The organism is Nocardioides sp. Z43_10, from assembly GCF_059766615.1.
In genome coordinates this window covers 92010-117568 of the sequence record NZ_JCBAJY010000007.1, presented here as the reverse complement: position 1 = coordinate 117568, position 25559 = coordinate 92010, and the positions used below count along the sequence as shown (strand labels likewise).

Sequence of the window (25559 nt, the reverse complement as noted above, 5' to 3'; positions counted from 1 at the left end):
AAGTGGGGCGGATGGTGGGGACGGGCGGGTAGGTTGCCGCCACCGCCTACCGTGGGCGCAGGTGCGGGCGTGGCCCCGGGCCGTGAGGACGGGGAGGGAGCGCACGTGGTTGCAGCGACACCGGAGAGCGCCGACCTGGAGACCCTGGCCCGGGTGACCGGCCGAGTCCGGGCCAACGTCGAGCGGGTCATCGAGGGCAAGCCCGAGGTGGTCACCGCAGCGCTCGTCGTGCTCCTCGCCGAGGGGCACCTGCTGATCGAGGACGTGCCCGGGGTGGGCAAGACGATGCTGAGCAAGGCCCTGGCCCGCAGCATCGACTGCTCCGTGCGGCGCATCCAGTTCACACCCGATCTGCTGCCCTCGGACGTCACCGGGGTGTCGATCTTCAACCAGGACACCCGCGAGTTCGAGTTCCGCCCCGGCGGCATCTTCGCCAACGTGGTGGTGGGCGACGAGATCAACCGCGCCTCCCCCAAGACGCAGTCCGCGCTGCTCGAGTGCATGGAGGAGCGCCAGGTCACCGTCGACGGCACCACGTTCCAGCTCGACACGCCGTTCATCGTGATCGCCACCCAGAACCCCATCGAGATGGAGGGCACCTACGCCCTGCCGGAGGCGCAGCGGGACCGATTCATGGCGCGGCTCTCGGTGGGCTACCCGGTGGAGAGCGCGGAGATCGCGATGCTCTCCTCGCACACCGGGAGCAACCCGCTCGACGACCTCGAGCCGGTCACCGACGCGGCGGAGGTGCGCAAGCTGATCAGCATCGTCGCGCAGGTGTACGTCGCCGAGCCGGTGCAGCGCTACGCCGTCGCCCTCACCACCGCGACCCGGCGCTCGCGCGAGCTGACGCTGGGCGCCTCTCCGCGCGCCACCCTGCACCTGGTGCGGGCCGCGAAGGCGCGGGCCGCGATGCACGGACGCGACTACGTGGTGCCCGACGACCTCACCGCGCTCGCCTCCCCCGTCCTCGCACACCGGCTGATGCCGAGCGTCGAGGCAGCCATGAGCGGGCGCAGCGCGGCCGCGATCCTCGACTCCGTCGTGGCGTCGGTGCCCGTCCCCGTCGGGGCACCGCCCACCGGCGGCGCCTGAGCCAGGGAGACCCGATGAGGTACCCGCCCCTCGCCACCGTCCGCACCGCGCTGAGCGGGCTGACCGTGCGCGGGCGCTCGTTCCTCGCCGCCGGCGCCACTGCCGTGGGCTGCGCCATCGCCCTGGGCCAGCCGGCGCTGACCCGGGTCGGCGTGCTGGTGATGGCCCTGCCGCTGGTCACCTGCCTGGTCCTCGCCCGCGGTCACTACCAGCTCTCGCTGCGCCGTTCGGTCCAGCCCGAGCTCGTTCCCGCCGGACAACCGGCCGTGGTGCGGCTGGGGCTGCGCAACGACGGGCGCACGCCTCAGGGGGCGCTGCTGCTGGAGGACCAGGTCCCCTACGTCCTGGGCACCCGGCCTCGCTTCGTGCTGGAGGGCGTCGGGCGCGGGTGGCACCGCGAGGTGACCTACCAGGTGCGCTCCGAGGTGCGCGGCCACTACGAGATCGGCCCGATGTCGGTGCGGGTCAGCGACCCCTTCGGCCTCGTCGAGCTCGGACGCTCCTTCCACTCCACCTCGGAGCTGACCGTGACCCCGCGGACCGTGGCACTGCCGGCCATCGCGCTGGGCGGCACCTGGACGGGCTCGGGCGACAACCGGCCGCGCTCCTTCAACACCGGCAGCGCCGAGGACGTGACGGTGCGCGAGTACCGGCTCGGCGACGACCTGCGGCGCGTGCACTGGCGCAGCTCGGCACGGGTGGGCGAGCTGATGGTGCGCCGCGAGGAGCAGCCCTGGCAGTCGCGCGCCACGATCTTCCTGGACAACCGGCACCGCGCCCACCGGGGCCGCGGCCTGGCCAGCTCCTTCGAGACCGCCGTGTCGGCCGCCGCCTCGATCGCGGTCCACATGGCGCGGCGCGGCTTCGCCGTACGCCTGGTCACCGCCGCCGGGGAGGAGCCCAGCACCGGGTGGCACGCCCACGACGTCGACCTCGAGACGGGTCCGCTGCTGCAGGCGCTGGCGGTGGTCCCGCTGGTCGCCCTGGACCGCATCGACAGCGGCTGGCTGCTGGAGACCACCCAGCACGGGATGGTGGTGGCGGTGCTGGGCGCCCTCGACGGCTCCGACCTGCCGGTGCTGCGCCGGATGCGCCACCACGGCGGCTCGGCGATGGCGCTCACCCTCGACGTCGACGCCTGGGATCCCGGGCGTCCCTCGGGTGCACCCCAGGCCGGCCCGTCCCCCTCGCCAGGTCCCCTGTCCCGGTCCGCGGAGATGCTCGGCCAGCAGGGCTGGCGCGCGGCGCGCCTGGGGCCACGCGACCGACTGCCGACGGTCTGGGAGGAGCTGGGCCGACGCCTGGTCTCGCCGGCGGGCGCGGGAGCGACCCCATGAGCGCCGGGCGCTCGCGCCCCCCGGCGCTGGTGATGGGACTGGTCGCGCTCGCCACCACCTGGCTCACGCTCCTGTCCTGGCGCGGCCTCACCGAGCGCGCGGGCGACTTCCTGGTCCCGCTGGTGATGGCCGGCCTGCTGATCACGCTCACCGGTGTCCTGGCGCGGCGGCTGCGGCTGCCCGCGGTCCTCGTGCTCCTCGCCCAGCTGGCGCTGGGGGCGGTGCTCCTGCTCAGCGAGCTGACCGGCTCGATCCTGCCCACGCCCACCGCCCTCGCCGACGCGGAGGCGGCGCTGCGCGCAGCCGTGGACGCGGCCGGACGCTACGCGGCTCCGGTGCCCGCCAACGTCGCCGGAATCCACCCGCTGCTGATGCTCGCCGGCCTGGTCTGCATCGTGCTGGTCGACTTCCTGGCCTGCACGCTGCGCCGGGTGCCGCTGGCCGGGCTCCCCCTGCTCTGTGCGTACTCGCTGCCGCTCAACGTCCTCGGCGACTCGGTCGACTGGTGGGTCTTCGTCGCGGTGGCGGTCGGCTTCCTCGCTCTGCTCTACGTGCAGGGCAGCGAGCAGATCGGCCGCTGGGGACGTCCGGTCGCGCACGGGGGCAGCGGCGACCTCGCCCTGGACCAGGCCCGTCCGACGGTGGTCGACAGTCCCCCGCTGCGGGCCAGCGCGACGCTGATCGGGGCGATCGCCACGGTCCTCGCCCTGACCGTCCCCCTCGCGATCCCCACGCTCTCGCTGTCGGTGCTGGGGCAGGGCCCGGGCGGCGGCGACGACGACGAGATCAAGCTCGAGAACCCGATGACCGACCTGCGCCGCGACCTGCTGCGCGGTGGCGACGTCCCACTGATCACGGTCGAGACCACGGACCCGGCACCGCAGTACCTGCGCATCTCGGTGCTCACGAACTTCAGCAGCGAAGCCTGGACCTCCGGCACCCGCAGTCTCCCCGACGAGCAGCGCGCGGACGGCGAGCTGCCGGGCCCCGCCGGGGTCGACCCCTCGGTGCCCCGCCGGGAGATCGACTACGACTTCCGCGTCGAGGACGAGTTCCGCTCGGCGTGGCTGCCGACCCCGCCGCTCGCCGGCCGGGTCACCGCCCAGGGCGCCTGGAAGTACGACCTCGACACCATGGACTTCCTCGCCAGCGAGGACGGCCTGGACACCAGCCGGCTGACCTACAGCGCCACCGCGCTCGAGCTCGGCCTCGAGGCCGGCGACCTGGCCGCCGCTCCGGGCGGGGCCGACGATGTCGACGACACCTTCACCGATCTGCCCTCCGACCTCCCCGAGACGGTCACCTCCCTGGCCGACAGCGTGACCCGCGAGGCCCGGACCCGCTTCGAGAAGGCCGTGGCCCTGCAGAGCTGGTTCCGCCTCCACGGCGGCTTCACCTACTCCCTCGAGCGCGCCGAGCCGGGCAACGGGGGAAGCGCCCTGGAGGCCTTCCTCTCCGCCGACGGCGGCCGGGTGGGCTACTGCGAGCAGTTCGCCTCCGCCATGGCCGTGATGGCGCGCGCCCTCGACATCCCGGCCCGGGTCGCCGTCGGCTTCCTGCTGCCCGACAAGATCGGTCCGGGCACCTGGCGCTACAGCAGCTGGGACATGCACGCCTGGCCCGAGCTCTACTTCCCCGGCGCCGGCTGGGTGCGCTTCGAGCCCACTCCCCCCACCCGCGCCACCAGCGTCCCCGAGTACACCCGCCAGGAGGTCCCCTCCGCCCCCGAGCCCTCCACGCAGCCCTCACCCACCGAGAGCTCGGCGCCCGGCCCGGTGCCCTCGGCGCGGACCGCGCCGGACGATGCCCCGCTCCCCGAGGTCGGGACCAGCGCGGAGGCCGATGCGGGCTTCCCGTGGGCGGCGGTGCTCGGCATCGGCGCGACGGTGCTGACGGCGGTCCTGCTGCTGGTGCCCCGTGGCCTGCGCCGGGTACGTCGCACACGGCGCTGGGAGGCCGGCGACCCCGACGCGGCCTGGACCGAGCTGCGGGCCGGCGCGCTCGACCTGCGCCTGCCGTGGCCCGAGGGCCTGTCTCCGCGCGCCACCCGGGACGTGGTGGCGCAGTGGCTGGCCCCGGTCCCCGCGCCCTCCGACGCGCAGGTGGCGCAGGTGGCGCCCGAGCGTCCCCGCCGGGGGCCCGAGGCCGCGCCGGACGCGGCCGGGGCGTTGGACCGGCTCACGCAGGCGGTCGAGCGTCACCGTTACGCCCGCGCGGCCGCCCCGGTGGACGGCGCCTCGCTGCGTCGCGACACCGAGCGGTGTGCAGAGTCGCTCGCGGCCGGGGCCGGCCGGTCGAGCCGGCTGCAGTCCACCTGGTGGCCGCGCTCGGTCTTCGAGCGCGAGGACCGGTACGACGGTCGCGGCGGGGGCGACCACCGCCACGAGCGTGACGAGGAGACGCCGGCGGGGGTCTACCGGTAGTCGGTGGACCGGGCGTCTACCGGTAGTCGATCTGCCGGTAGTCGGTGGACCGGGCGGAGCCGGTCAGAAGCCCCGCTCGCGGCGACGGCGCCACCGCTCCTCCATGCGCTCCATGAAGGAGCCGGAGCCACGCGACGAGGAACGCCCCCGGCGTCGGGAGCGACCGCCCTCGATGACGGTGAACCCGTGACGCCCCTCCTGGACCGTCATGCCCATGGGCTCGGCGGCAGGTCGTTGGCGCAGCGCGGACACGCCGATGGTGGCCGCCGCGAGCATGATGACGAAGCCGACGATGCCCAGCGGAGTGACCTGGAGGATGGCCCCGGCCATCAGCACCGCGATGCCGGCCACGAAGCCGACTCCCGCCAGGATCGCTCGACGTCGAGCGGCATGGCGCAGCGAGCTGCCCCGCAGTGTCGACGCGAACTTGGGGTCCTCTTCGACCAGGGCACGCTCCATCTGCTCGAGCAGTCGGAGCTCCTCTTCCGAGAGCGGCACGATTCCTCCCCGGATCAATCCGCGCTGTGGGTCATTCGACGACGCCACGGCGTCTTCGGACAGTCTAGGCAGGGGGTGGGCACGGCGGTAGCGCGGCGTCGGAAATTCATGACAACAGGCTGGCGGGACGGACCGCGGCGGGCCCGAACCGACGGGTCGCACGATCCACCGCACGGTCGGCTTCGGACCAGCCGCGCTCACGCTCCCCCAGGACGAGCTGGCGCTGGACCTCACCGCGGGGCACCAGCCCCTCCACCCGGACCCCGACCAGCCGGATCCTGGCCCGCTGCAGGCCGAGCGCGTCGTACAGGCGGGTGGCGGTGCGGTAGATCTCCTGGGTGACGTCGGTGTGCTCGGAGAGGGTGCGCGAGCGGGTGATCGTGGTGAAGTCGGCGAACCGGACCCGCAGGGTGACCGTCCGGCCGGCCACCCCGGCGCCGCGCATGCGCCCGGCCACCTTCGCCGACAGCCGGAGCACCTCGCGCACGATCACCTCCCGGTCGTCGGTGTCGCGGGCGAAGGTCTCGTCGGCGCCCATGCTGCGCTCGGGGTCCTCGTCACCGCGCCGCGGCGTGATCGTGCGCCGGTCCGTGCCCCAGGCGAGCTCGTGCAGGTGGCTCCCGGTGGCCGCCCCCACCGCCCGCTGCAGCGTGCGCACGGGGGTGTGGGCGATGTCCCCCACCGTGAAGAGGCCCAGCCGGTGCAGCTGCGCGCGGGTCTTCTCCCCCACCCCCCACAGCTCTCCGACGTCGAGGGGGTGCAGGAACGAGGTGAGCGTCGCGGGCGGGACCACCACCACCCCGTCCGGCTTGGCCCGGCGGCTCGCGATCTTGGCCACCGAGGGCGAGGCCGCGACGCCGACCGAGCAGGTGATGCCCTGCTCGTCGTGGATGGTGGCCCGCAACTGCTCGGCGATCTGCAGGGGCGAGCCCAACCGGCGGGTGCTCCCCCGCACGTCGAGGAAGCCCTCGTCGAGGGAGAGCGTCTCCACCAACGGCGTGACCCGCCGGAAGTTCTCCATCACCGACGACGACACCCGCCCGAACAGCTCGAAGTCCGGCGCGATCACCACCGCCTGCGGGCACAGCCGCCGGGCGCGGGTCATCGGCAGCGCCGAGCGCACGCCGTACTCGCGGGCGAGGTAGTTGGCCGACAGCACCACCCCGCGGTGCCCACCTCCCACGATGACCGGGACCTCGGCCAGCTCCGGCCGGTCCCGCGTCGCGACCGAGGCGTAGAAGGCGTCCATGTCGACGTGGAGCACCGGGCAGTCGGTCGAGGGGTCGGTCATCGGGGGCCTCCGGCGTCGCGTCCAGGCCCGCCGTTGGGGACCAAACGGCGACCAGAAGGCCCGCGGAGACGCCGTCTGTGACCAAACGGCGCCCTCCGTACGCCGGCCTCAGCGGCGGGCGAGCAGGTGCAGCTGAGCGGCGAGGGGGAAGAACTCGGGACGGCCGGCGACGGCCTGCTCGAGGTCGACCAGCGACTGGGCCGCACCCGGCTCGAGGTCGAGCAGGGAGCCGGGAACGAGGTCGGCGAACACGCGTACGCCGTGCACGCCGGTGACGTCGAAGCCGGCGGAGACGAGCAGCGGCACGATCTCGTCGTGGGTGAAGCGCCGTCCCGAGCGGCCGGTCGCCTCGGTCTCGTCGAGCAGCGCGTGGGCCTGCTGGAAGTGGCCGGCCATCGCCCGAGCCACGACGGCGGCGTGCCGCTGGGCGACCAGGAGGCTGAGCACCCCGCCGGGACGCAGCACCGAGGTGAGGATGCCGAGCGCCGCGGCCGGGTCGTCGACGTACTCCAGGACCCCGTGGCACAGCACCACGTCGGCGCTGGCGGGCGCACGCACGTCGAGCAGCGCCGAGAGGTCGCCCTGCTGGCCGGTGATCCGGTCGGCCACGCCGCTCTCGGCAGCCCGGCGGGTGAGGGCGGCCAGGGCGTCGGGGCTGGGGTCCACCACGGCGACCCGGTGCCCGAGGCCGGCGACGCCGACCGCGAACCCTCCGGTGCCGCCCCCGATGTCGAGCACGTCGAGCGCACCGGAGCCATCCGCACCGGAGCCATCGGCACGGAGGTCGGGCAGCACGTCTCCCAGTGCCTCCCACACGACCGCCGTACGTGCGGCGCTGCGTCGTTCGCTGGCTGATCCCATCGCGGGCCCGCTGACTGGCATGGGCACCACCCTAGTGTGCTCATCCGGGACTCCCGGGGCTGCGGTGCCACAGCTTGCGGGCGACGTTCCTGGTCTCCTCGCCGGCCGGCTTGATGTCGGCGTAGGGAGACATCGTGAACCCGCTGGAGTGGACCAGCACCCGCCGCGGACCGGGCGCCTCCCCCGACCCGGCGGGGGTGACCGCCATCGCCGCCCGCACCGCCTCGATCCCCTGCGCGGACGTCGGCGCCGCCTGCCACAGCCCGAACAGCTCGGGCAGCTCCCAGCACCCGGTGGCCCGCAGCGAGACGCCCCGCCGGCCGGTACGGCGCAGCTCGCCGCGCACGAGGAGCAGCCAGGAGTGGAAGACCGTCCTCGCGTAGGGCCCCTGGGCGTCCTCGAAGAACGTCGCGTCGACCGGGCCGGTGGAGTCGTCGACGGTCAGGAAGACCACCCGCCGCCCGGAGCGGATCGGCGGGGTCTGGGTGGCCACCTTGACCCCGGCCACCAGGATCTCGCTGCGGCTGCGCCGGGTCAGCAGATCCTTGCTGCGCACCACCTCGAGCTCGTCGAGGAAGGCGGCGTAGGTGTCCATCACGTGCCGGCTGGCGTCCAGCCCGAGCACCTCCAGCTCGGCGCGCATCCGCTCCTCGGGGCTCATCTCGGGCAGGCCGCTGGGCTCCCCCTCCCCCGGCGCGTCCCCCAGCTCGAGGGTCAGCTGCACCGACGAGACCGGGTCCGGCGCCCGGGTCGCCCGGGACTGGGCGGCCGCGAGGTCGCGCACCCCGACGGCGTGCCCGGCCGCCACCGGCCGGCGGCGTCCGCGCGTCGAGCGCGCCAGCGCCCGGTCCTGCCGCTCGAGCTCGGCCACCTGCAGCAGCAGGTCGCGTCGGGTGATCCGGCCGCGCCGGTGCACCTCGCCGGCTCCCGCGCCGCTCGCGCCCTCGCCGACGCCGATCCCGTAGACCGAGTCGAGGGCGCCCGCGAGCACCAGCCGCTCGAGGACCGGCCGCGAGGGCCGCGCGCGGTGCCACAGGTCGGCGAGCGAGTGGTAGGGCCGGGCCGCGACGATCCGGTCGACCTCCGCCTCGCTGATCCCCTTCACCTCCGCGAGCGCGAGCCGGATGCCGTACCCGGCCGGCTCGCCGTCCCCGCCCTGCTCGGCCTGCCCGTCTGGGCCGGCGGGCCCGGCCCCGATCCGCTCCACCGTGTAGGCCCGGTCGCTGGCCTGCACGTCGAGGCCGAGGACGGTGATCCCGAGCTGGCGGGCGTCGTCGAGGATCAGCCGCTTGGGGTACATCCCCGGGTCGTGGGTCAGCACGCCGGCCAGGAAGTGCGCCGGCCAGTGCGCCTTGAGCCACGCCGACTGGAAGGTCGGCAGCGCGAACGCCGCCGCGTGCGCCTTGCAGAACCCGAACGACGCGAAGGACGCCAGCACCTCCCAGACCCGCTCCACCACCGCCAGCGGGTAGCCGCGGGCCAGGGCCCGCGGGAAGAACCACAGCCGGGTGTCGGCCATCCCCTCGGGGTCCCCCAGCGCCCGGCGCCGCTCGTCGGCCTCGGCGTAGCCGATCCCGGCGAAGAGCGCGATCATCTCGATGACCTGCTCGTGGAAGACCACCACGCCGCGGGTCTGTCCCAGGATCGGGCGCAGGTCGTCGTGCAGGTACGACGCCGCCCGCCAGCCCTGCTTGGCCTCGAGGTAGGGCCGGATCATGTCGCTCTTGACCGGCCCGGGCCGGAACAGCGAGATGTCGGTGATGACGTCCTCGAAGCACTCGATCCCGGACTTGCCGACCAGCTCGCGCTGGCCGGGCGACTCGATCTGGAAGACGCCGAGGGTCTTCGCCGAGCTGATCAGGTCGTAGGTGACCGGGTCGTCGAAGGGCACCTGCCGCTCGTCGTCGAGGTCGACCTCCCGGTCGTCCACCCGCTTGATCTCGGCCACCGCGTGGGCCATCGCGGACTGCATCCGGATGCCGAGCACGTCGAGCTTGAGCAGGCCGAGGTCCTCGACGTCGTCCTTGTCGAACTGGCTCATCGGGAAGCCGGCGAAGCTCGCCTCCACCGGCGTCCGGTCGAGCAGGGTCGCGTCCGAGAGCAGCACCCCGCACGGATGCACCGCGACGTGGCGCGGCAGCCCGTCGAGGCGCTCGACGAGGCCGAAGAGCAGGTCCAGGCGCTCCTGGCCCAGCCCGCTGGCGCGCAGCTCGGGCAGCTCGCGCAGCGCCGCCCGCGCGTCGCGGGCCCGGATGTGCGGGAACGCCTTGGCGATCGCGTCGGTCTCCGCCGGCGGCATGCCCAGGGCGGCCCCGACGTCGCGTACGGCGTGGCGCACGCGGTAGGTGTCCATCATCGACACGCACACGCAGCGCTCCCCGCCGTACCGCGCCAGGATCGCCTCGTAGACCTCGAGCCGGCGCGCGGACTCGACGTCGACGTCGATGTCGGGCAGCGCCCGGCGCAGCGGGGAGAGGAAGCGCTCCATCAGCAGGCCGTGCCGGATCGGGTCGACCCCGGAGATCCCGAGCAGGTAGTTGACCAGGCTGCCGGCGCCCGACCCGCGGGCGGCGCAGCGCACCCCCATCTCGCGGATCAGGTCGGTGACGTCGCCGACGGTCAGGAAGTACGACGCGTAGCCCAGCCGCCGGATCGTCTCGAGCTCGTCGTCGAGGCGCTTCCAGATCCGCTGGCGCGGCGCCGACCCGTAGCGGGCGCCGATCGCCGCCTCGCAGCGCGCGCGCAGCAGCCCGTCCGCGCTCGCCACGGCCGGGTCCAGGCCCGGTCCCGCGGACGCCAGCCGGAACTCCGGGAAGTGCACCTCGCCCAGCCCGAGGTCGGCGCGCGGGTCCAGGGCGCAGCGGTCGGCCACCGCGCGGGTGCGGGCCAGCAGCGCGCGGGCCTCGCGCACCGGGTCGCTGCCCAGCCCGGCCAGGCGGACCACCTCCTCGGCGACCTCGGCCATCTGCTTGCCGGACTTGAGGAACCCCTCGGCGTTGACCCGGTCGACGTGGCGGCGGTCCAGCGCGACCAGCCGTCGGGCGGCGTCGAGGACGTCGACGGTCGGGGCGTCGCGGCGATCGGCGTAGCGCACCGCGTTGGACAGCACCGTGGGCACGCCCGCCCGGCGCGCCACCCCGGCCATCCGGGCGGCGTGCGGGGAGCTGCCCGGCCCCCAGCCGGCCCGGCCGGCGGGCAGCCGGTGCGAGACCAGCTCGACGAGCAGGCTCTCGCGCGGCACCACCGCCTGCCACGCGGCCAGGGTCCTCAGCGCCAGGTCGTCGCGACGACTGGCGATCGCCCGGCCGACCTCGGAGCCCGGCCCGAGCAGCACCATCACCTCACCGGAGGCGAGGTGGGGGGCGAGCAGGTCGAGGGTCGCCACCGGCTTCCCCCGCTCGCCGGCCAGGTGGGTGGCCGAGACCAGCCGGCAGACCCGCGCCCACCCGGACCGGCCGACGGCCAGGAGCGTCACCCGCGGCAGCCGGGGGTCGCGGTGGGCGCCGCCGCGCACGGGGGTCCGCAGGGGCGTGGGCGGCGCCGCCTCCTCCCCCGGCCCCGCCCAGCGGGCGTCCAGCGGGGCGACGGCGAGATCCACCCCCAGGAGGGGGCGGATCCCGCCGGCCAGGCACGCCTTGGCGAACTTCACCGCGCCGTAGGTCCCGTCCCGGTCGGTCAGCGCGAGGGTGTCCATCCCGTGCTCGGCCGCCCGCTCGACGAGCGTGTGCGGGTGGGACGCGCCGTACTGCAGGGAGTAGCCGGAGGCCACGTGCAGGTGCGGGAACGGGTCGGGCATGGGGGGCCGCCTCCTGGACAGTCGGCTCGACCCCTGACTGACTCGAACGTCTGTTCGAACAGGTCAACGATAGCCCCGGCCCCGAGGGAGGCGTCAAGCGGGGGCTTCCGGACGCCGCCGGCGCGCCCGCTCAGCACCCGGGCGCGATCACCAGATGGCCTCGGCCCACTCCGGGTGGTCGATGAACGGGTTGCGGTTGCGCTGGTAGGTCTCGTAGATGACGTCGTTGCGGCGCCTCTCGAAGGCGTCCGGCGGGTCCTGGGCGTTCCACTGCAGCAGCACCGAGAGCTTGCCGTGCAGCGGCGCGGTGCCGTTGCCGACCACGTTGTTGACCTCGAGGTCGGGGAACCCGTCGCCACCCTCGTAGCGCACCGACATGAAGAAGATCATCCGCGCCACGTCACCCTTGACGGCGTTGCGGGGCTCCCAGGAGTCGGCGTCGGCGTAGTTGCCCGGCGCCTCGGAGTTCTGGGTGCCACCGGCGTCGAAGTCGAGGTTGCCGCGCGCGGAGTTGACGCTCACGTCCTCGGGGCGCAGGTGGTGCAGGTCGGTGCCCGGGCCGGTGGCGGTCCCGAAGTCGCCGTGGGACTTGGCCCAGACGTGCTCGCGGTTCCACTGGGTGACCCCGCCGCCGTTGTTGGACTTCGCCATCGAGAGCCCGCTGTAGAGGGTGCGGATGTTGGCCGAGTTCGACGGGTCCTGGTCGGTGACCTTGAGTGCGTTCCACACCGCGTCGTAGGAGAGCTTGGTGACGCCGCGGGAGATGATGGTGTGCAGCGCCGACTCCAGCGCCGCGCCGCTCTTGCCGAGCGCGGCGGCGTAGTAGGTGGCGTCGTAGTCCGTCGAGCCGCCGGTGGCCGGCGGAGGCGTCTGCCCACCGCCGGAGCCGCCGTCCCCACCGGTGCCGCCGGCGAAGGCGAACGCCGTCGCGCTGGTCAGGCCCGGGCGCGAGAAGTACGCCGCGAGCGCGCCGGTCACGTCGATCTGGCGCCCCAACAGGGCGGGGTTGGTCTTCAGGCCCCACCCGGAGCGCAGGGCGCTGGGGATCTGGACGTAGAGCATCTTGGTGGTGTCGGTGACACCGGCGGTGTCGGCGATCGCCAGCGCGTAGTCGCTGGGGAACCCGCTGCGCACCACCGTCGTGGAGGCGGTCGGCTGCCCGACGACGTAGCCCCGGACGGTGGCGACCGAGCCGTTCTGGGTGGCGCGGGCCGCGGCCACCGTGATCGGCGTGGCGGCCTGGGCGGTCTGCCCCGTCGAGTCGCCCTGGAGAGGGGCGGTGAGCGGGGTGGCGGGCGCGAGCGCCAGCAGGGGGATGAGGAGGAACAGGGAGAGCACCTGCGCCGCACGACGGCGACGCAACCCGAGACTGGGGGGCATGAGGCTCCGATCAGGAGAGGACGACGAAGTGCCCGGCGGGGCGCCGGGCCCCCGCAGCCTGACGCCCCGCGGGCTCGGCGTCCAGACCCGAAACCCCGTGTTCTCGCCTTCTTCTCACGGGCGCAACAACCGCCCCGCCTCAGAGGTTCAGGCGACCCCGGAGCGCCGGACCGGAGCCACCGCACGGGCGGGGAGCGGCACGTGCGGCATCAGGCCGAGCGCCGACTCCACGACCGCGAGGAACCGGTCGGCGTCGCGGACCAGGTCGTCGGCCTCACGCTCGGTCACCGCCCGCGTCGAGCCGGCCTCGGCGGCGGCGCGCTTGCCGGCGCCGGCCGCGAAGAAGGCGGCCCACTCCCGCAGCTCGGGAGCCACCTCGGCGAGCAGCACCCAGGCGTTCTTCTGCTGACGCCGCCGGCTCGCGACCGGCAGGGCCCGGGCGGCGAGCAGCGCGGCGGCGGCACGCAGCGCCGAGACGTGCGCGCAGGCGTAGCGGGTCGGCACGTCGGCGGCGGTGATCGCCTCCTGCAGCGACTCGGCCGAGCGGGCGAGGTAGGAGTGGGTGGTCGCGGGCAGGGAGTAGGGGCTGACCTCGAGCATCGCGGGCCGCCTCAGTCCACACAGCCGACAAGGCGCCAGCCGCCGTCGGCCCAGTCGAAGGCCAGGTCGAAGACGCCCCGGCCCGCTCCGCCGGTCGCCACGCCGCGACCGGCCTCCACCCGCCAGAGCTCCCGCTCGCGGAGCAGGTCGGGCGCCAGCAGCGCCCCGTCGGCCGGGACCCGGGACTCCTCGGAGCCGATCACCGCCCGCACCCCCGCGGACTGCCACCACGGGCCGGTCTCCACCCAGTGCGCGATGACGTCGCTGACCTTCCACAGCCGGCCGTGCCAGAGGAACTGCTCGGGCCCCTCGAGCGTCGAGCCCGGGCCTCCCACCGGCCCCTTGCGGACCTCCACCGGGTCGTCGTAACGCCGCATGCCTCGCTCCTTCGTCGCCACCCCGCACCGGTCTCGACCCCGGAGGGCCCGGAGGGGGCGGGGGTCGAGGTCGCCCCCACCGGGCCCGTTGTTCGAACGCGTGTTCGAACAACGCCACGGTACACCGCACCACCGACAGGACGTCAACCCCCCGGCGCGCCGCCGGGCGGGAGCGCAGAGCCGCTCGGCCTCAGGGGGCCTCGGGGTGCCACAGGCAGGGCAGCAGCGCGACGTACAGCGCGATCGAGAGCCAGGCGACCACGGCGAGCACCGTGGGCGGATCGGCCCGCAGCCCGATCACCGCCGCCACGATCCCGAAGCCCGCCAGCGAGGTCAGCGCGCTGCGCGACCACGTGGCCTGGTGACGCCAGAACGCCAGCAGGACCCCGATCAGCGGCGCCATCACCAGGAACAGCACGACCGCCACCGGCACGAAGGCCGGCACCTGCAGCGCGCTCTCCTCGATCGCCGGAACGCCACCGTCGGCGAGGATCTCGCGTGCCGTCGGGTTGCGCCCGGCCCAGACCTCCACCAGCTCCTCGCGCAGCGCCGCGGTGAGCGCCACCGCCACGCCGAGCAGGACGATCTGGGCGAGGAGCAGCGCCGTCCCGATCCGCACCGGCGCCAGCCGCCCGAGCCCCGGCAGTCGTCGCAGCATCTGCCCGGTGGGTCGTCGGCTCATCAGGCTCCCTCGTGTCGTTAGGGTCGAAGTATGCCGAGCGAGCACCCCGCGATCACCCGTTTTCGCGAAGAGCACCGGCGCCGCGGCGGGTCCGGCGAGATCGTCGTGCTCCCCGACGCGGTCCACACCGCCGCGCTGGCCGCCGAGGCGCTCGGGTGCGAGGTGGGAGCGATCGCCAACAGCCTGCTCTTCGACGCCGACGGCCGCCCGGTGCTGGTGCTCACCTCCGGCGCCCACCGCGTCGACACCACCCGCACCGCCGCGCGACTGGGTCACGACCGGCTGCGCCGCGCCTCCCCCGACTTCGTCCGCCGGCACACCGGCCAGGTGATCGGCGGGGTCTCGCCGTTCGCGCACCCGGCCCCGATCCCGACGGCCGTGGACTCCTGGTTGCGCAGGTACGACGTGGTGTGGGCGGCCGCCGGCCACCCCTCGGCCGTCTTCTCCACGACGTTCGAGGAGCTGGTCGCGATGACCGGTGCGGTCGAGATCGACGTCGACTAGCGTCACCGCACTCCGACATCGCCACCTGACAGGAAGGCCCGCATGGAGATCTGGATCAACCCCGCCTGCGCGAAGTGCCGCACGGCGCAGGCGACGCTCGATGAGGCCGGCGTCGACTACACCGTGCGCCGCTACCTCGACGATCCGCCCAGCGCCGACGAGCTGGCGGCCGTGCTCGACCGACTCGGGCTGGAGCCCTGGGACGTGGCCCGCTCCAAGGAGGCCCGCGAGGCCGGCATCGACCTGCCCCGCGACGCCGGGCACCGCGCGCAGTGGCTCGCCGCGCTGGCCGCGCACCCCCGGGCCCTGCAGCGCCCGATCCTGACCGCCTCCGACGGCACCACGGTGGTCGGCCGCGACCCCGAGTCGCTGAACGCCGTCATCGACGCGGAGATCGGGGGCCACTGACGTGGAGTCGCTGTCCCTGGCCTTCTCCAGCGGCTGGGCGAGCGGCGTCAACGCCTACCTCGTGGTCCTGGTCCTGGGCGTCGCCGACCGGGTCGGCGGACTGGAGCAGGTCCCCGACGTGCTCGCCCGCTGGGACGTCCTCGCGCTGGCCCTGGCGCTCTACTCCCTCGAGTTCGTGGCCGACAAGATCCCCTGGCTCGACTCCACCTGGGACGCCGTGTCCACGACCATCCGGCCCACCGTCGGCGCGGTGATCGGGGTGCTGCTCGCGGGCGACGCCGACTCCCTCGGCCAGGCCGTCTCCGGCACCGTCGGCGGCGCCACGGCGCTGGCCTCGCACGCGGTGAAGGCCGGCACCCGGCTGGCGGTGAACTCCTCGCCCGAGCCGGCCAGCAACATCGTGGTGAGCATCCTCGAGGACGTCGCGGTGCTGGCCGTGGTGTGGTTCGCGATCCAGCACCCGCGCGCGGCCGCCGCGGTCGCGGCCGTCCTGCTCGTCCTCGGCCTGGTGCTGACCTGGTTCCTGGCCAAGCTCGTGCGCCGGGGCTGGCAGCGCTGGAAGGCCCGGCGGGCCGCCAGGGCGCAGCTCGTCTAGGTCTAAGGTGCACGCCATGGCGCGTGCGGTGGTGGTCGGTGGCGGCTTCGGTGGGTTGGCCTCGGCGGCACGACTCGCCAAGCTCGGACACGAGGTCACCCTCGTCGAGCGGGGCCAGGCCCTCGGGGGCGCTCTGTCATCGGTCCACGAGCAGGGCTACACCTGGGACGCCGGCCCGACGTACACGCTGCTGCCGGCCGTGCTGCGCGACCTCTTCCGCAAGTCCGGACGCCCCCTCGAGCGCGAGCTGGAGCTCCTCGGGCGCGAGGTGGTCCGCGAGCACCGCTTCGAGGACGGCACCAGCGTGGCGCTGCACGGCGGCTCGCGCGCCGCGCAGCTGCACGCCTTCGACGCCCTCGCGCCCGGGCTCGGCGAGCAGTGGTGCACCTACGTCGCGTCGTACGCCGCGGTCTGGGACCTGCTGCGCCGCGACTACCTCGAGCGCCCCTTCGATGCCGCCCTGGCCAGCTCCGAGGCCCGAGCGCTGCTCGAGAGCCGCGAGATGATGCACCGGCGGCTGCGCCGCAGCCTGCGCGACGAGCGGCTGCGCCTGGTCGCCGGGCACGACCTGGTCGCGGACGGGCACGACCTGCGCAACACGCCGGCCTGGCTCGGCCTCACCTCCTACCTGCAGCAGCGCTTCGGCGCCTGGACGGTCCCCGGCGGGATGGCCCGCCTCTCGCAGGCGCTCACCGAGCGGCTGGCCACCCGGGGCGTCACCGTGCTGAGCGGGACCGAGGCCCGCGACGTCGTCGTGCGCGAGGGCCGGGCCGTCGCGGTGGCCACCTCCGCCGGCGACCTCGACGCCGACGTCGTGGTCTGCGCGATCGACCCGCGCCGGCTGCCCGCGCTCGCCGTCCACGTCCGGCGCACCATGCCCGCGATCCCCCCGGTGGTGTGCCACGTCGGGCTGCGCGGGGAGGTCCCCGACCTCGGCGCCGAGGTCGTGCTGCACGGCGATCCGACGCTGGTGGTGCGCACCGGCGGCCAGGCCCCCGAGGGGGGCTCCGCCTGGACCGTGCACGGGCGCGGCAGGCTGGCCGAGGACATCCTCGACGCGCTGGCCCGCCACGGCATCGACGTGCGCGAGCAGGTGGTGGTGCGCGTGGACCGCTCGCCGCGCGACCTCGTCGAGCGGTGGGGAGGCTCCCCGCTCGGGCTGCTGTGGCAGGGCCGGGGCACCGTCCGTGCCCGGCTCGGTCCGACGACGCCCGTGGCGGGGGTCTACGCCGCGGGCGCGCACGCCACCCCCGGCTCGGGCCTGCCCTTCGTCGGCCTCTCCGCGGCGCTGGTCGCCCAGCGGGTCGGGCCCGCCTGAGCGTGCCTGCGCACGCCGACGCGTGAGCCCGGCTAGACCGTGATCCGCAGCGCCTCGAAGATCTCCAACGTCGCCCGCGACCGATTCAGCGTGTAGAAGTGCAGCCCCGGGGCTCCCCCGGCGAGCAGCTGCTGGCACAGCTCGGTGGCGATCTGGACGCCGACGCGGCGGACCTCGGCGGGGTCCTGGGCCGCGGCCAGTCGCGACGTCACCTCGTCGGGCAGCGCGGCGCCCGAGAGCTCGGCCATCCGCTTGATCTGGCCCGCGTTCGTGATCGGCATGATGCCCGGCAGGATCGGGATGTCGACGCCCAGCGCCCGCACCCGCTCCACCAGCGAGAAGTAGTCCTCGGCGCGGAAGAAGAGCTGGGAGACCGCGAAGTCGGCGCCGGCGCGCGCCTTGTCGGCCAGCACCCGGGCGTCGTGCTCGAGCGACTCCGCCGACGGGTGGCCCTCGGGGAAGGCCGCCACTCCGACGCAGAAGTCGCCGAGCTCGTGGCACAGCTCGACCAGCTCGACGGCGTGCGTCAGCCCGCCCTCGGTCGGCGTCCACGGGGCGCTCGGCCCGTCCTGGGGGTCTCCGCGCAGCGCCAGGATGTTGCGCACGCCGGCGTCGGCGTAGGCCCGCACGATCTCGGCCAGGTCCGCTCGGGTGTGCCCCACGCAGGTCAGGTGCCCCATCGCCCGCAGCGACGTCTCGCGCGCGATCCGACCGGTGATCTGCACGGTGGTGTCGCGGGTGGTGCCGCCCGCGCCGTAGGTGACCGAGACGAAGGTCGGCTGATAGGGCTCGAGCTCGCGGATCGCGCGCCACAGCTGCTCGACGCCGGCCTCGTCCTTGGGAGGGAAGAACTCGAAGGAGATCGACCGCTCCCCCTCGCGGATCAGCTCGCCGATGCTGCGGACGCTCCCGCCCGCCGGGGCACCCGCTCGGCTCTTCTCGGGACCACCTGCAGCTGCATCGACCATGGCGCGATTGTAGGTTCGGCCCCCTCCCGTTCCCGGCACCGTCCACTGGCTAGTCTCATCAAGGTGACCTCGCCAGTGTCCGAGCCCGAGTCGGCTCAGCCCGCCCCCGCCGATGCTGTGCCTCCCACTTCTGTGCCGCCCACAACTGTGCCGCCCACCTGGGACGCGGCCGTGTTCAGCGCGCAGATCCAGGAGACGCTCGAGGAGTTCCTCGACGAGCAGGTCACCCGCCTGGCGCCGCTGGGTGACGACGCCGCCCGGCTGATCGCCGAGGCCCGCACCTGCGTGGCCGGCGGCAAGCGCCTGCGCGCGGCGTTCTGCTGGTGGGGTTACCGGGCGGTGCGCCCGGACGTCCCCGACGAGAAGGCCCTGCTGCGCGCCTGCGCGGCCCTGGAGCTGCTGCACGCCAGCGCCCTGGTCCACGACGACCTGATGGACGCCTCCGACACCCGCCGCGGGCGGCCCGCGACGCATCGCGCCTTCGAGAGCGAGCACCGCGCGCAGGGCTGGACCGGCAACCCCCTGCAGTACGGCGCCGCGGCCGCGATCCTGCTCGGCGACCTGCTGCTGACCTGGGCCGACGAGCTGCTGCGCCGCTGCGGGCTGCCGATCACCGACGTGGCGCCCGCCCTCGACGTCTTCGACCTGTGCCGCTCCGAGGTGGTCGCCGGGCAGTTCCTCGACGTGTCCGTGCAGGCGCGCGGACGCGCCGACGTGGACACCGCGATGACCGTGCTGCGCTACAAGTCGGCGAAGTACTCCATCGAGCGCCCGCTGCACATCGGCGCCGCCCTGGCCGGGGCCGACGAGGAGCAGCTCGCCGCCCTGGGCGCGTTCGGGCTGCCCCTGGGCGAGGCCTTCCAGCTGCGCGACGACCTGCTGGGCGTGTTCGGCGACCCCGAGACGACGGGCAAGCCCGCCGGCGACGACCTGGTGGAGGGCAAGCGCACGGTCCTGGTCGCACTCGCGCTGGACGAGGCACCCGCCGCCCGGGCACAGGTGCTCGACCGGGCCCTGGGCACCGCCCTCGACGCGGCGCAGGTGCAGGAGCTGCGCGAGATCATCGACGACGCCGGCGCGCGGACCCAGGTGGAGGCGGTGATCTCCGAGCTGGTGCGGATCTCGATCGCGGCGCTGGACCGGGCGAGCGCCGACGAGCAGGCGCGTACGGCGCTGCGCGCCCTGGCCGCCGCGGCGACCGACCGGGCCGTCTGAGACGCGACCGGTCCCGGCCGGCCCCTCAGCCGGGTCGGCCCTTCAGCCGGATCGGGGGCTCAGCCGGGTCGGCTCAGAGCGCCATCGCCTGCGCGCGCCGCTTGACCTCCGAGCCGCGGTTCTCGCGCAGCGCGTCAATCGGGCGCCCGGGCAGGTCGAGGTCGGTGAAGATCCACTCGATGCACTCGCGGTCGTCGAAGTGACCGTCGTGCAGCATGGTCAGCAGCCCCGGCAGCCCCTTGACGACGAGGCCGTCCTGGAGGAAGTCGGCCGGGATCTTCTGGCCCTCGCCCTCGACCGGGACGGCGGCGGCCAGCTCGTGCTCGCGGATCATCGTGCGGACCTTGCCGACGCTCACGCCGAGCTCGCGGGCGGCCTCGGCCCAGTCGATCCAGTCGGCGACCAGGGCGCCGAGGTCGGCTTCGTGAGATGCGGTCATGCGCACAGTGTCCCACCGGCGGCTGCGGCCCGGAAATCACACCCCGGCTCGATGATGCGCCTCGACGTACCGCGACATCGGCGAACCACACTGGCATCCCCAATCCCTTGCGTCACACCGTTACCGTCGAACCACGGCCCGGCGCGCCCCGGCCGGGGCCACTCGGGACCCCGCGCGCGCCTGACCGACGGAAGGGATCCGGTCACCATGACGACGCCCCGCACGTTTCCCCGCACGTTCCCCCGCTTGCTCTCCCGCCTCCCCCGCCCGCGTCTGCTCAGACCCGCGGTGGCTCCGCTGCTGGCCGGCGCGCTGCTCGCCGGCCCGCTGGCGGTGACCGCCGCCGCCCACGACCCGCTGCCGCCCGGGCGCCGCATCGTCGTCCACACCGTGCAGCCCGGCGACACCGCCACCGGTCTCGCGGTGCGCTACCACGCCTGGACCGCGGAGCTGGTGGACCTCAACCACCTGGGCTCCGAGGCGACCCTGCGGGTGGGCCAGCAGGTGCGGGTCCCGGTGGTGGTGGCCGCGGCCCGCAAGGACCGTTCCCAGAAGCGGTCCCACCAGCGCTCGACGCGCCCCGAGCCCGCCGCCCGCCAGACCCCGAGCGCCCGCGGCGGCGGAGCCGGGAAGGTGAGCCGGGAGCAGGTACGTCGCGCGATCACCGCCGAGGCCCGCCGGCTCGGCGTCGACCCCCACCTCGCGCTGGCCGTCTCCTGGCAGGAGTCGGGCTGGCAGATGGACCGCGTCTCGTCGGCGAACGCGATCGGCGCCATGCAGGTCCTGCCCGACACCGCGACCTGGATGGAGCTGTACGCCGGGCGCTCGCTGAACCCGCACCACCTCGACGACAACGTGACCGCGGGTGTGTGGCTGCTGCGGGTGCTCGACGGCCTCACCGACTCCCGCCGCCACCAGTTGGCCGCCTACTACCAGGGGCTCGGCGCGGTCCGCGAGCACGGGCTCTACCGCGAGACCCGCGGCTACGTGGCGAACGTGGCGGCGATCCACCGCCGGCTGAGCCAGGGCCTGCCGCCCGCCTGAGCGGGCGCCCACGCCACGCCGGAGAGGCCCGCCGAACCGGCTGTTCGCGCCAGTCGTCCGTACGATTGGCTGTCGGATCCTTCCCCATCCGGCAGACGGAGGACTCCCCGTGGACCACGGTGCCGCTCAGCGCATGCGCCCACCCCGCCCCGGCGGGGACGCCGGCGACCCGCTGACCGGGCGACTGCTGGACGGTCGCTACCGGATCGGCAGTCGCATCGCGCGCGGCGGCATGGCCAGCGTGTACGAGGCCACCGACACCCGCCTGGACCGCGTGGTGGCGGTCAAGGTGATGCACCCGGGGATGGGCGACGACCACGACTTCGTGGCCCGCTTCGTCCGCGAGGCGCGCGCCGCGGCACGGCTCTCGCACGTCAACGTGGTCGGGGTCTACGACCAGGGCGAGGACGCCGGGTCGGTCTACCTGGTGATGGAGCTCGTCGCCGGGCACACCCTGCGCGACGTCATCCGCAAGGAGGCGCCGATGCCTCCCGCGCGGGCGCTGGCGCTGCTGGAGCCGGTGCTCTCCGCGCTGGCCGCGGCGCACGGCTCGGGGCTGATCCACCGCGACATCAAGCCCGAGAACGTGCTGATCGCCGACGACGGCCGGATCAAGGTCGCCGACTTCGGCCTGGCCAAGGCGGTCAGCGCCGACACCCAGCACACCGCCACCGGTGGCGTTCTGATCGGCACCGTCTCCTACCTGGCCCCCGAGCTGGTCGTGGACGGGCGGGCCGACGCCCGCGCCGACGTCTACGCCGCCGGGGTGGTGCTCTACGAGCTGCTCACCGGCCGCAAGCCGCACGAGGGCGAGTCGCCGATCCAGGTCGCCTACAAGCACGTCCACGAGGACATCCCCGCGCCCTCCCTGCTGGTGCCCGGCCTGCCGGCGTACGTCGACGCGCTGGTCGCCCGCGCCACCGCCCGCGACCGCGACCAGCGGCCCACCGACGCCTCGGTGCTGCTGCACCAGGTCCGCCGGGTCGCCCAGGCCCTGGCCGACGGCGTCCTGGACGACGACGACCTGACCGCCGACCTGCGGCCCCGCCGGGTGCTGATCTCCCCCGACGACCAGGCGTTCCACGACACCGCCCCCGACGCGTTCGACCGTGCCGCGGTGCCGCTGCCCGAGCCGAGCAGGGCGCGGACCGCCCCGAGCCACCCCACCGCCGCCGCCGCGATGCTTCCCGCCCCCGACGACGACCGCGAGCACACCAGCGTGGTGGAGCTCGACCACCGTCCGCCCCGCCCCCGGCGCCGGCGCCGCCCCGTCATCCTGCTGCTGGTCGTACTGCTCGTCGCGACGGCCGGGGCGGGCGCCTGGTGGTACGCCGTGGCCCGCTACACCCCGGTCCCCGGGGTGATCGGGCTGAGCGAGGCCAAGGCCGTCCAGCGACTCGAGGCCGCCGGGCTCGAGGCGAGGGTGGGCGAGGGCGCCTACTCCGAGACGGTCCCCGCCGACCTGGTGCTCGCCGCGGACCCGGGCGCCGGCGACAAGGCGCTGGACGGCGACGTCGTCACCCTGACCCTCTCGCTGGGCAAGGAGCGCTACCAGGTGCCCAAGCTGCGTGGGATGACCGAGCGCCGCGCCGAGCAGGCGCTCGAGAAGACCAACCTCGACGTCGGCCGCAGGGTCGAGCGCTACCACGAGACGGTCCCCGCAGGGACGGTGCTGAGCAGCGACCCCAAGGCGGGCACCAGCCTCAAGCCCGGCATCGCGGTCAGCCTGGTCGTCAGCAAGGGCCAGCGCCCGATCAAGCTCCGCGACTGGACCGGCAAGGAGGCGGCCAAGGCGCTGGCCTGGTTCGAGGCCAAGAACCTCGAGGTCGAGCAGAGCAAGGAGAACTCCGACGACGTGGCCGAGGGCGACGTCATCTCGCAGTCCCCCGACTCCGGCACCCTCTACGGCGGCGACACCGTCACCCTGGTGGTCTCCGAGGGCCCCGAGATGGTCGAGGTCCCCGGCGGCCTGGTGGCCAGCGGGATCGAGGACGCCCGCGAGAAGCTGGAGGGGCTCGGCTTCGAGGTGGACGTCCGCGACCACACCGACTACCTCGGCCTGGGCTACGTCTTCCGGGTCTCGCCCGGCTCGGGCGACAAGGTCGCCAAGGGCAGCACGATCATCCTCTGGGTGATCTGAGGCGCTGGGTGATCTGAGGCTCTACCTGAGCTGAGGCAGGATGCGGGCACCGGGTCCGGGAGGCGAGGCCCCGACCTCGCTCGCCTACCCTTCTGCCATGTCCGTCGCACCCGTCCTGACCGTCCCCGACCTCACTGCGGGAGCTGCCGCCCCGGCACCCGATCTGGCCCGGCGCAACCCGGTCGGCACCCACGTCCAGGTCGGCAAGGGACTGGTCGCCGGGGCGCTCGCGTCGGCCGAGCAGATCGGCGCCGAGACCATCCAGGTCTTCGTCGGCAACCCCCGCGGCTGGGCGCTGTCGGCCGGCCGGGCCGAGGAGGACGAACGCTTCCGCGCCGCGTGTGCCGAGCGCGGCATCCGCGCCTTCGTCCACTCGCCGTACCTGGTGAACCTCGGCTCCCCCACGCCCGCGACCTACGAGAAGTCGGTGGCCGTCGTGGCCCACAACCTGCGCCGCGCCGCGCGGATGGGAGCCGAGGGCGTGGTGGTGCACACCGGGTCGTTCGTCGACCCCTCCGACGACGCCGACCAGAGCGCGGCACGCTACGCCGCCGCGATGCGCCAGGTCCGCGACGGCCTGCTGCCGCTGCTCGAGGAGCTCGACGCGGGCGATCCGGACTCCGCACCGTGGCTCCTGCTCGAGCCGACCGCGGGGCAGGGCCGCTCGCTGTGCGCCGGGGTCGAGGACCTCACGCCGTACCTCGCCGCGCTCGACGACCACCCGCGCGCCGGCATCTGCCTGGACACCTGCCACGTGTTCGCCGCCGGAGCGGCGCTCGACGAGCCGGGTGGCGCGAGCGCCGTCGTCGACCGGATCGTGGAGATCGGCGGGCCGGACCGGCTGCGGCTGATCCACGCCAACGACTCGATGGACGTGCGCGGCGCCTTCAAGGACCGCCACCAGAAGATCGGCCAGGGACACATCGGCGTCGACGCCTTCCGCGAGCTCTTCGCGCACCCGGCCACGGCCGGCGTCCCCTTCGTGCTGGAGACCCCCGGCTCGCGTGACGCCGACGACCCGGACATGGCGCTGCTGCGCCAGCTGCGCCTCGAGGCGGCGGGGTCGGCCGTCACCCACGAGTGAGCGCTCGCCGGACCTCGCTGCTCGCCACCTTCGCCCTGCTGGCGATCACGGCGTCGTGGGGCTCGACGTTCTTCCTGATCGAGGACCTGCTCGACCGGATCCCCACGCTGGACTTCCTCGCGGTGCGGTTCGCCATCGCGGCGCTCGCCATGCTGCTGGTCGCGCCGCGGGCGATCGCGCGGCTCTCCCCCGCGTCACGACGCGGCGCCTTGGTGCTCGGGCTGGTCTACGGCCTGGCCCAGATCCTGCAGACCGCCGGGCTCGCGCACACCTCGGCCAGCGTGTCGGGCTTCATCACCGGCATGTACGTCGTGTGCACCCCGCTGCTCGCCGCGCTCCTGCTGCGCACCCGGATCACGGGGCTGACCTGGGGCGCGGTGGCGCTGGCGGCGCTCGGTCTGGGCGTGCTCACCCTCGACGGCCTCGCGGTCGGCTACGGCGAGGCGATCACCCTGCTCTCGGCCGTCCTCTACGCCCTGCACATCGTCGGCCTGGGCGCCTGGTCGCGGCCCGGGGAGGCGCTGGGGATGTCGATCCTGCAGATCGTGGTGATCGCCGTGGTCTGTCTCGTCGCCACGGCGCCCGACGGCGTCGTACTGCCCGAGTCGCCGGGCGACTGGGCCTCCATCGTCTACATGGCCCTGGTCGCCGGTGCCCTCGCCCTGCTCGGGCAGACCTGGGCCCAGGGCCACCTCTCCCCCACCCGCGCCGCGATCATCATGAGCATGGAGCCGGTCTTCGCGGCCTTCTTCGCGATCGGGTTCGGCAACGACTCGCTGACCCTGCGGATGCTGCTCGGCGGGGCACTGGTGCTGACCGCGATGCTGGTGACCGAGCTGGTGCCGCGTCGACGCATCGAGGCCGAGGTCCCGCACATCGCCGTGTGAGCCTCACTCGTTGATCGCTTCGACGCCCTGGCGCTCGAGCTCCACGAGGCGCTCGCGCATCTGCCGGAGCACGGCGGGCGGGTGCGGCTCCCAGTCGAGGACCTCCCCGACGACGCGCAGCGGCTCACGCGTGCGGTAGGAACGGGTCGGGTTCCCCGGGAACTTCTTGTCCGTGAGGTTCGGATCGTCCTCGAAGGGCCCGGTCGGCTCCACCCGGTAGATCCGCCCAGGCCCGTCGCCGGCCGCCAGCTCGGCGCCCCAGGTGGCGGCGTCCAGGGTGGCCGTCAGGTAGATGAAGTTCGCCCGCTGACGCTGCCCGAAGTTGGAGTTGAACCCCGGCTCCAGCAGATCTCCGGGCCGCAGGTCGGCCTTCGTGCCGTGGAAGAACGGTCCCGGGTCCTCGGGACCGGACAGCGGCCGCGTGGCGTCGCCGTGTTCGCTCACCTCGCCATGATCACCGATCCCTGAGGTTTCTGCCCAGGGGCTGGACGGCATCACGCTGCGGGCACGGTCGTGAACCGGTGACCGTCTTCGTAGGCGCGCTCGGAGAGTGCAGGCGAGGCCAGCGGGCCCGGGCGCCAGGCGCGGAAATTTAGTTGTCCACAGATTTGGGCTCG

23 protein-coding genes are annotated in these 25559 nt (G+C 74.4%); 12 read left to right on the top strand and 11 right to left on the bottom strand.

The annotated features are described in order from the left end of the window. Nucleotides 1–105: 105 nt before the first annotated feature. Genes AC6EI4_RS14060 through AC6EI4_RS14050 form a run of 3 tightly spaced genes read left to right on the top strand, consistent with a single transcriptional unit; the run spans nt 106 to nt 4855 of the window. Entirely contained in the window at nt 106–1095 is a 990-nt protein-coding gene (locus AC6EI4_RS14060; protein ID WP_498421831.1) for an AAA family ATPase, read from the top strand. Between the two features lie 14 nt (nt 1096–1109). After that, the gene (locus tag AC6EI4_RS14055) at nt 1110–2432 is read left to right on the top strand and encodes a DUF58 domain-containing protein (protein ID WP_498451826.1); all 1323 of its coding nucleotides are present in this window, start codon (nt 1110–1112) and stop codon (nt 2430–2432) included. Next, nucleotides 2429–4855 carry a transglutaminase TgpA family protein gene (locus tag AC6EI4_RS14050; RefSeq protein WP_498451825.1) on the top strand — a complete coding sequence of 809 codons (2427 nt, stop codon included), beginning with the start codon at nt 2429–2431 and terminating at the stop codon, nt 4853–4855. The genes AC6EI4_RS14055 and AC6EI4_RS14050 overlap by 4 nt, the downstream gene beginning before the upstream one ends. 63 nt (nt 4856–4918) lie before the next feature. On the opposite strand, the gene AC6EI4_RS14045 is transcribed toward AC6EI4_RS14050, so the two are convergent. From AC6EI4_RS14045 to AC6EI4_RS14010, 8 genes are all read right to left on the bottom strand, one after another. Further along, on the bottom strand, nt 4919–5353 hold the full coding sequence (locus AC6EI4_RS14045) for an SCO2097 family morphological protein (protein WP_498421834.1): 435 nt from the start codon (nt 5351–5353) through the stop codon (nt 4919–4921). Between the two features lie 106 nt (nt 5354–5459). Next, nucleotides 5460–6644 (bottom strand): DNA polymerase IV, encoded by a 1185-nt coding sequence (dinB, locus tag AC6EI4_RS14040; RefSeq protein WP_498451824.1) that lies wholly within the window; start codon nt 6642–6644, stop codon nt 5460–5462. 108 nt (nt 6645–6752) lie between these two features. Then, nucleotides 6753–7526, bottom strand: a complete 774-nt coding sequence (locus AC6EI4_RS14035) for a methyltransferase (protein ID WP_498451823.1) — start codon at nt 7524–7526, stop codon at nt 6753–6755. Between the two features lie 19 nt (nt 7527–7545). Continuing rightward, nucleotides 7546–11301, bottom strand: coding sequence for a DNA polymerase III subunit alpha (locus AC6EI4_RS14030; protein WP_498451822.1), 3756 nt, complete (start codon nt 11299–11301; stop codon nt 7546–7548). Nucleotides 11302–11448: 147 nt separating this feature from the next. Further along, nucleotides 11449–12681, bottom strand: a complete 1233-nt coding sequence (locus AC6EI4_RS14025; protein ID WP_498451821.1) for an endonuclease — start codon at nt 12679–12681, stop codon at nt 11449–11451. A gap of 147 nt (nt 12682–12828) precedes the next feature. After that, on the bottom strand, nt 12829–13281 hold the full coding sequence (locus AC6EI4_RS14020) for an SAV_6107 family HEPN domain-containing protein (RefSeq protein ID WP_498421839.1): 453 nt from the start codon (nt 13279–13281) through the stop codon (nt 12829–12831). 11 nt (nt 13282–13292) lie between these two features. Then, nucleotides 13293–13658, bottom strand: coding sequence for a DUF6504 family protein (locus AC6EI4_RS14015; protein ID WP_498451820.1), 366 nt, complete (start codon nt 13656–13658; stop codon nt 13293–13295). Nucleotides 13659–13848: 190 nt separating this feature from the next. Then, nucleotides 13849–14340, bottom strand: coding sequence for a hypothetical protein (locus tag AC6EI4_RS14010; RefSeq protein WP_498451819.1), 492 nt, complete (start codon nt 14338–14340; stop codon nt 13849–13851). A 30-nt stretch (nt 14341–14370) separates the two neighbouring features. Here AC6EI4_RS14010 and AC6EI4_RS14005 point away from each other — a divergent pair, with 30 nt between their 5' ends. From AC6EI4_RS14005 to AC6EI4_RS13990, 4 genes are read left to right on the top strand one after another with little or no spacing between them, the layout of a single operon-like run. Continuing rightward, nucleotides 14371–14844 (top strand): YbaK/EbsC family protein, encoded by a 474-nt coding sequence (locus AC6EI4_RS14005; protein ID WP_498451818.1) that lies wholly within the window; start codon nt 14371–14373, stop codon nt 14842–14844. Nucleotides 14845–14886: 42 nt separating this feature from the next. Further along, complete coding sequence (locus AC6EI4_RS14000; protein ID WP_498451817.1) at nt 14887–15252, top strand: ArsC/Spx/MgsR family protein; 366 nt, start codon at nt 14887–14889, stop codon at nt 15250–15252. Nucleotide 15253: 1 nt separating this feature from the next. Continuing rightward, complete coding sequence (locus tag AC6EI4_RS13995; RefSeq protein WP_498451816.1) at nt 15254–15847, top strand: DUF4126 domain-containing protein; 594 nt, start codon at nt 15254–15256, stop codon at nt 15845–15847. 16 nt (nt 15848–15863) lie between these two features. Further along, the gene (locus AC6EI4_RS13990; protein WP_498451815.1) at nt 15864–17165 is read left to right on the top strand and encodes a phytoene desaturase family protein; all 1302 of its coding nucleotides are present in this window, start codon (nt 15864–15866) and stop codon (nt 17163–17165) included. 32 nt (nt 17166–17197) lie between these two features. On the opposite strand, the gene metF is transcribed toward AC6EI4_RS13990, so the two are convergent. Then, nucleotides 17198–18133, bottom strand: a complete 936-nt coding sequence (gene metF, locus AC6EI4_RS13985; protein WP_498451814.1) for a methylenetetrahydrofolate reductase [NAD(P)H] — start codon at nt 18131–18133, stop codon at nt 17198–17200. Nucleotides 18134–18304: 171 nt separating this feature from the next. On the opposite strand from metF, the gene AC6EI4_RS13980 reads away from it, so the two are divergent. Continuing rightward, complete coding sequence (locus tag AC6EI4_RS13980) at nt 18305–19348, top strand: polyprenyl synthetase family protein (protein WP_498451813.1); 1044 nt, start codon at nt 18305–18307, stop codon at nt 19346–19348. 73 nt (nt 19349–19421) lie between these two features. Here the strand turns inward: AC6EI4_RS13980 and AC6EI4_RS13975 are convergent, their stop codons facing one another. After that, nucleotides 19422–19787, bottom strand: a complete 366-nt coding sequence (locus AC6EI4_RS13975; RefSeq protein ID WP_498451812.1) for an Rv2175c family DNA-binding protein — start codon at nt 19785–19787, stop codon at nt 19422–19424. A 246-nt stretch (nt 19788–20033) separates the two neighbouring features. Here AC6EI4_RS13975 and AC6EI4_RS13970 point away from each other — a divergent pair, with 246 nt between their 5' ends. From AC6EI4_RS13970 to AC6EI4_RS13955, 4 genes are all read left to right on the top strand, one after another. Beyond that, entirely contained in the window at nt 20034–20831 is a 798-nt protein-coding gene (locus AC6EI4_RS13970; RefSeq protein WP_498451811.1) for a lytic transglycosylase, read from the top strand. A 133-nt stretch (nt 20832–20964) separates the two neighbouring features. Then, complete coding sequence (gene pknB / locus AC6EI4_RS13965; RefSeq protein WP_498451810.1) at nt 20965–22971, top strand: Stk1 family PASTA domain-containing Ser/Thr kinase; 2007 nt, start codon at nt 20965–20967, stop codon at nt 22969–22971. Nucleotides 22972–23068: 97 nt separating this feature from the next. Then, nucleotides 23069–24055 (top strand): deoxyribonuclease IV, encoded by a 987-nt coding sequence (locus AC6EI4_RS13960; protein WP_498451809.1) that lies wholly within the window; start codon nt 23069–23071, stop codon nt 24053–24055. After that, nucleotides 24052–24942 carry a DMT family transporter gene (locus tag AC6EI4_RS13955; protein ID WP_498451808.1) on the top strand — a complete coding sequence of 297 codons (891 nt, stop codon included), beginning with the start codon at nt 24052–24054 and terminating at the stop codon, nt 24940–24942. Before AC6EI4_RS13960 ends, AC6EI4_RS13955 begins: the two co-directional genes overlap by 4 nt. A 3-nt stretch (nt 24943–24945) precedes the next feature. On the opposite strand, the gene arr is transcribed toward AC6EI4_RS13955, so the two are convergent. Then, entirely contained in the window at nt 24946–25386 is a 441-nt protein-coding gene (arr, locus tag AC6EI4_RS13950; RefSeq protein WP_498451807.1) for an NAD(+)--rifampin ADP-ribosyltransferase, read from the bottom strand. Between the last annotated feature and the right edge of the window lie 173 nt (nt 25387–25559).

Excerpts from the sequence above, each read along its gene's own strand:
- AC6EI4_RS14055 (WP_498451826.1), top strand. The coding sequence starts at position 1,110 with ATGAGGTACCCGCCCCTCGCCACCGTCCGCACCGCGCTGAGCGGGCTG.
- AC6EI4_RS14050 (WP_498451825.1), top strand. The coding sequence starts at position 2,429 with ATGAGCGCCGGGCGCTCGCGCCCCCCGGCGCTGGTGATGGGACTGGTC.
- dinB (WP_498451824.1), bottom strand. The coding sequence starts at position 6,644 with ATGACCGACCCCTCGACCGACTGCCCGGTGCTCCACGTCGACATGGAC.
- AC6EI4_RS14035 (WP_498451823.1), bottom strand. The coding sequence starts at position 7,526 with ATGCCAGTCAGCGGGCCCGCGATGGGATCAGCCAGCGAACGACGCAGC.
- AC6EI4_RS14030 (WP_498451822.1), bottom strand. The coding sequence starts at position 11,301 with ATGCCCGACCCGTTCCCGCACCTGCACGTGGCCTCCGGCTACTCCCTG.
- AC6EI4_RS14025 (WP_498451821.1), bottom strand. The coding sequence starts at position 12,681 with ATGCCCCCCAGTCTCGGGTTGCGTCGCCGTCGTGCGGCGCAGGTGCTC.
- AC6EI4_RS14020 (WP_498421839.1), bottom strand. The coding sequence starts at position 13,281 with ATGCTCGAGGTCAGCCCCTACTCCCTGCCCGCGACCACCCACTCCTAC.
- AC6EI4_RS14015 (WP_498451820.1), bottom strand. The coding sequence starts at position 13,658 with ATGCGGCGTTACGACGACCCGGTGGAGGTCCGCAAGGGGCCGGTGGGA.
- AC6EI4_RS14010 (WP_498451819.1), bottom strand. The coding sequence starts at position 14,340 with ATGAGCCGACGACCCACCGGGCAGATGCTGCGACGACTGCCGGGGCTC.
- AC6EI4_RS14005 (WP_498451818.1), top strand. The coding sequence starts at position 14,371 with ATGCCGAGCGAGCACCCCGCGATCACCCGTTTTCGCGAAGAGCACCGG.
- AC6EI4_RS14000 (WP_498451817.1), top strand. The coding sequence starts at position 14,887 with ATGGAGATCTGGATCAACCCCGCCTGCGCGAAGTGCCGCACGGCGCAG.
- AC6EI4_RS13990 (WP_498451815.1), top strand. The coding sequence starts at position 15,864 with ATGGCGCGTGCGGTGGTGGTCGGTGGCGGCTTCGGTGGGTTGGCCTCG.
- metF (WP_498451814.1), bottom strand. The coding sequence starts at position 18,133 with ATGGTCGATGCAGCTGCAGGTGGTCCCGAGAAGAGCCGAGCGGGTGCC.
- AC6EI4_RS13975 (WP_498451812.1), bottom strand. The coding sequence starts at position 19,787 with ATGACCGCATCTCACGAAGCCGACCTCGGCGCCCTGGTCGCCGACTGG.
- pknB (WP_498451810.1), top strand. The coding sequence starts at position 20,965 with ATGCGCCCACCCCGCCCCGGCGGGGACGCCGGCGACCCGCTGACCGGG.
- AC6EI4_RS13960 (WP_498451809.1), top strand. The coding sequence starts at position 23,069 with ATGTCCGTCGCACCCGTCCTGACCGTCCCCGACCTCACTGCGGGAGCT.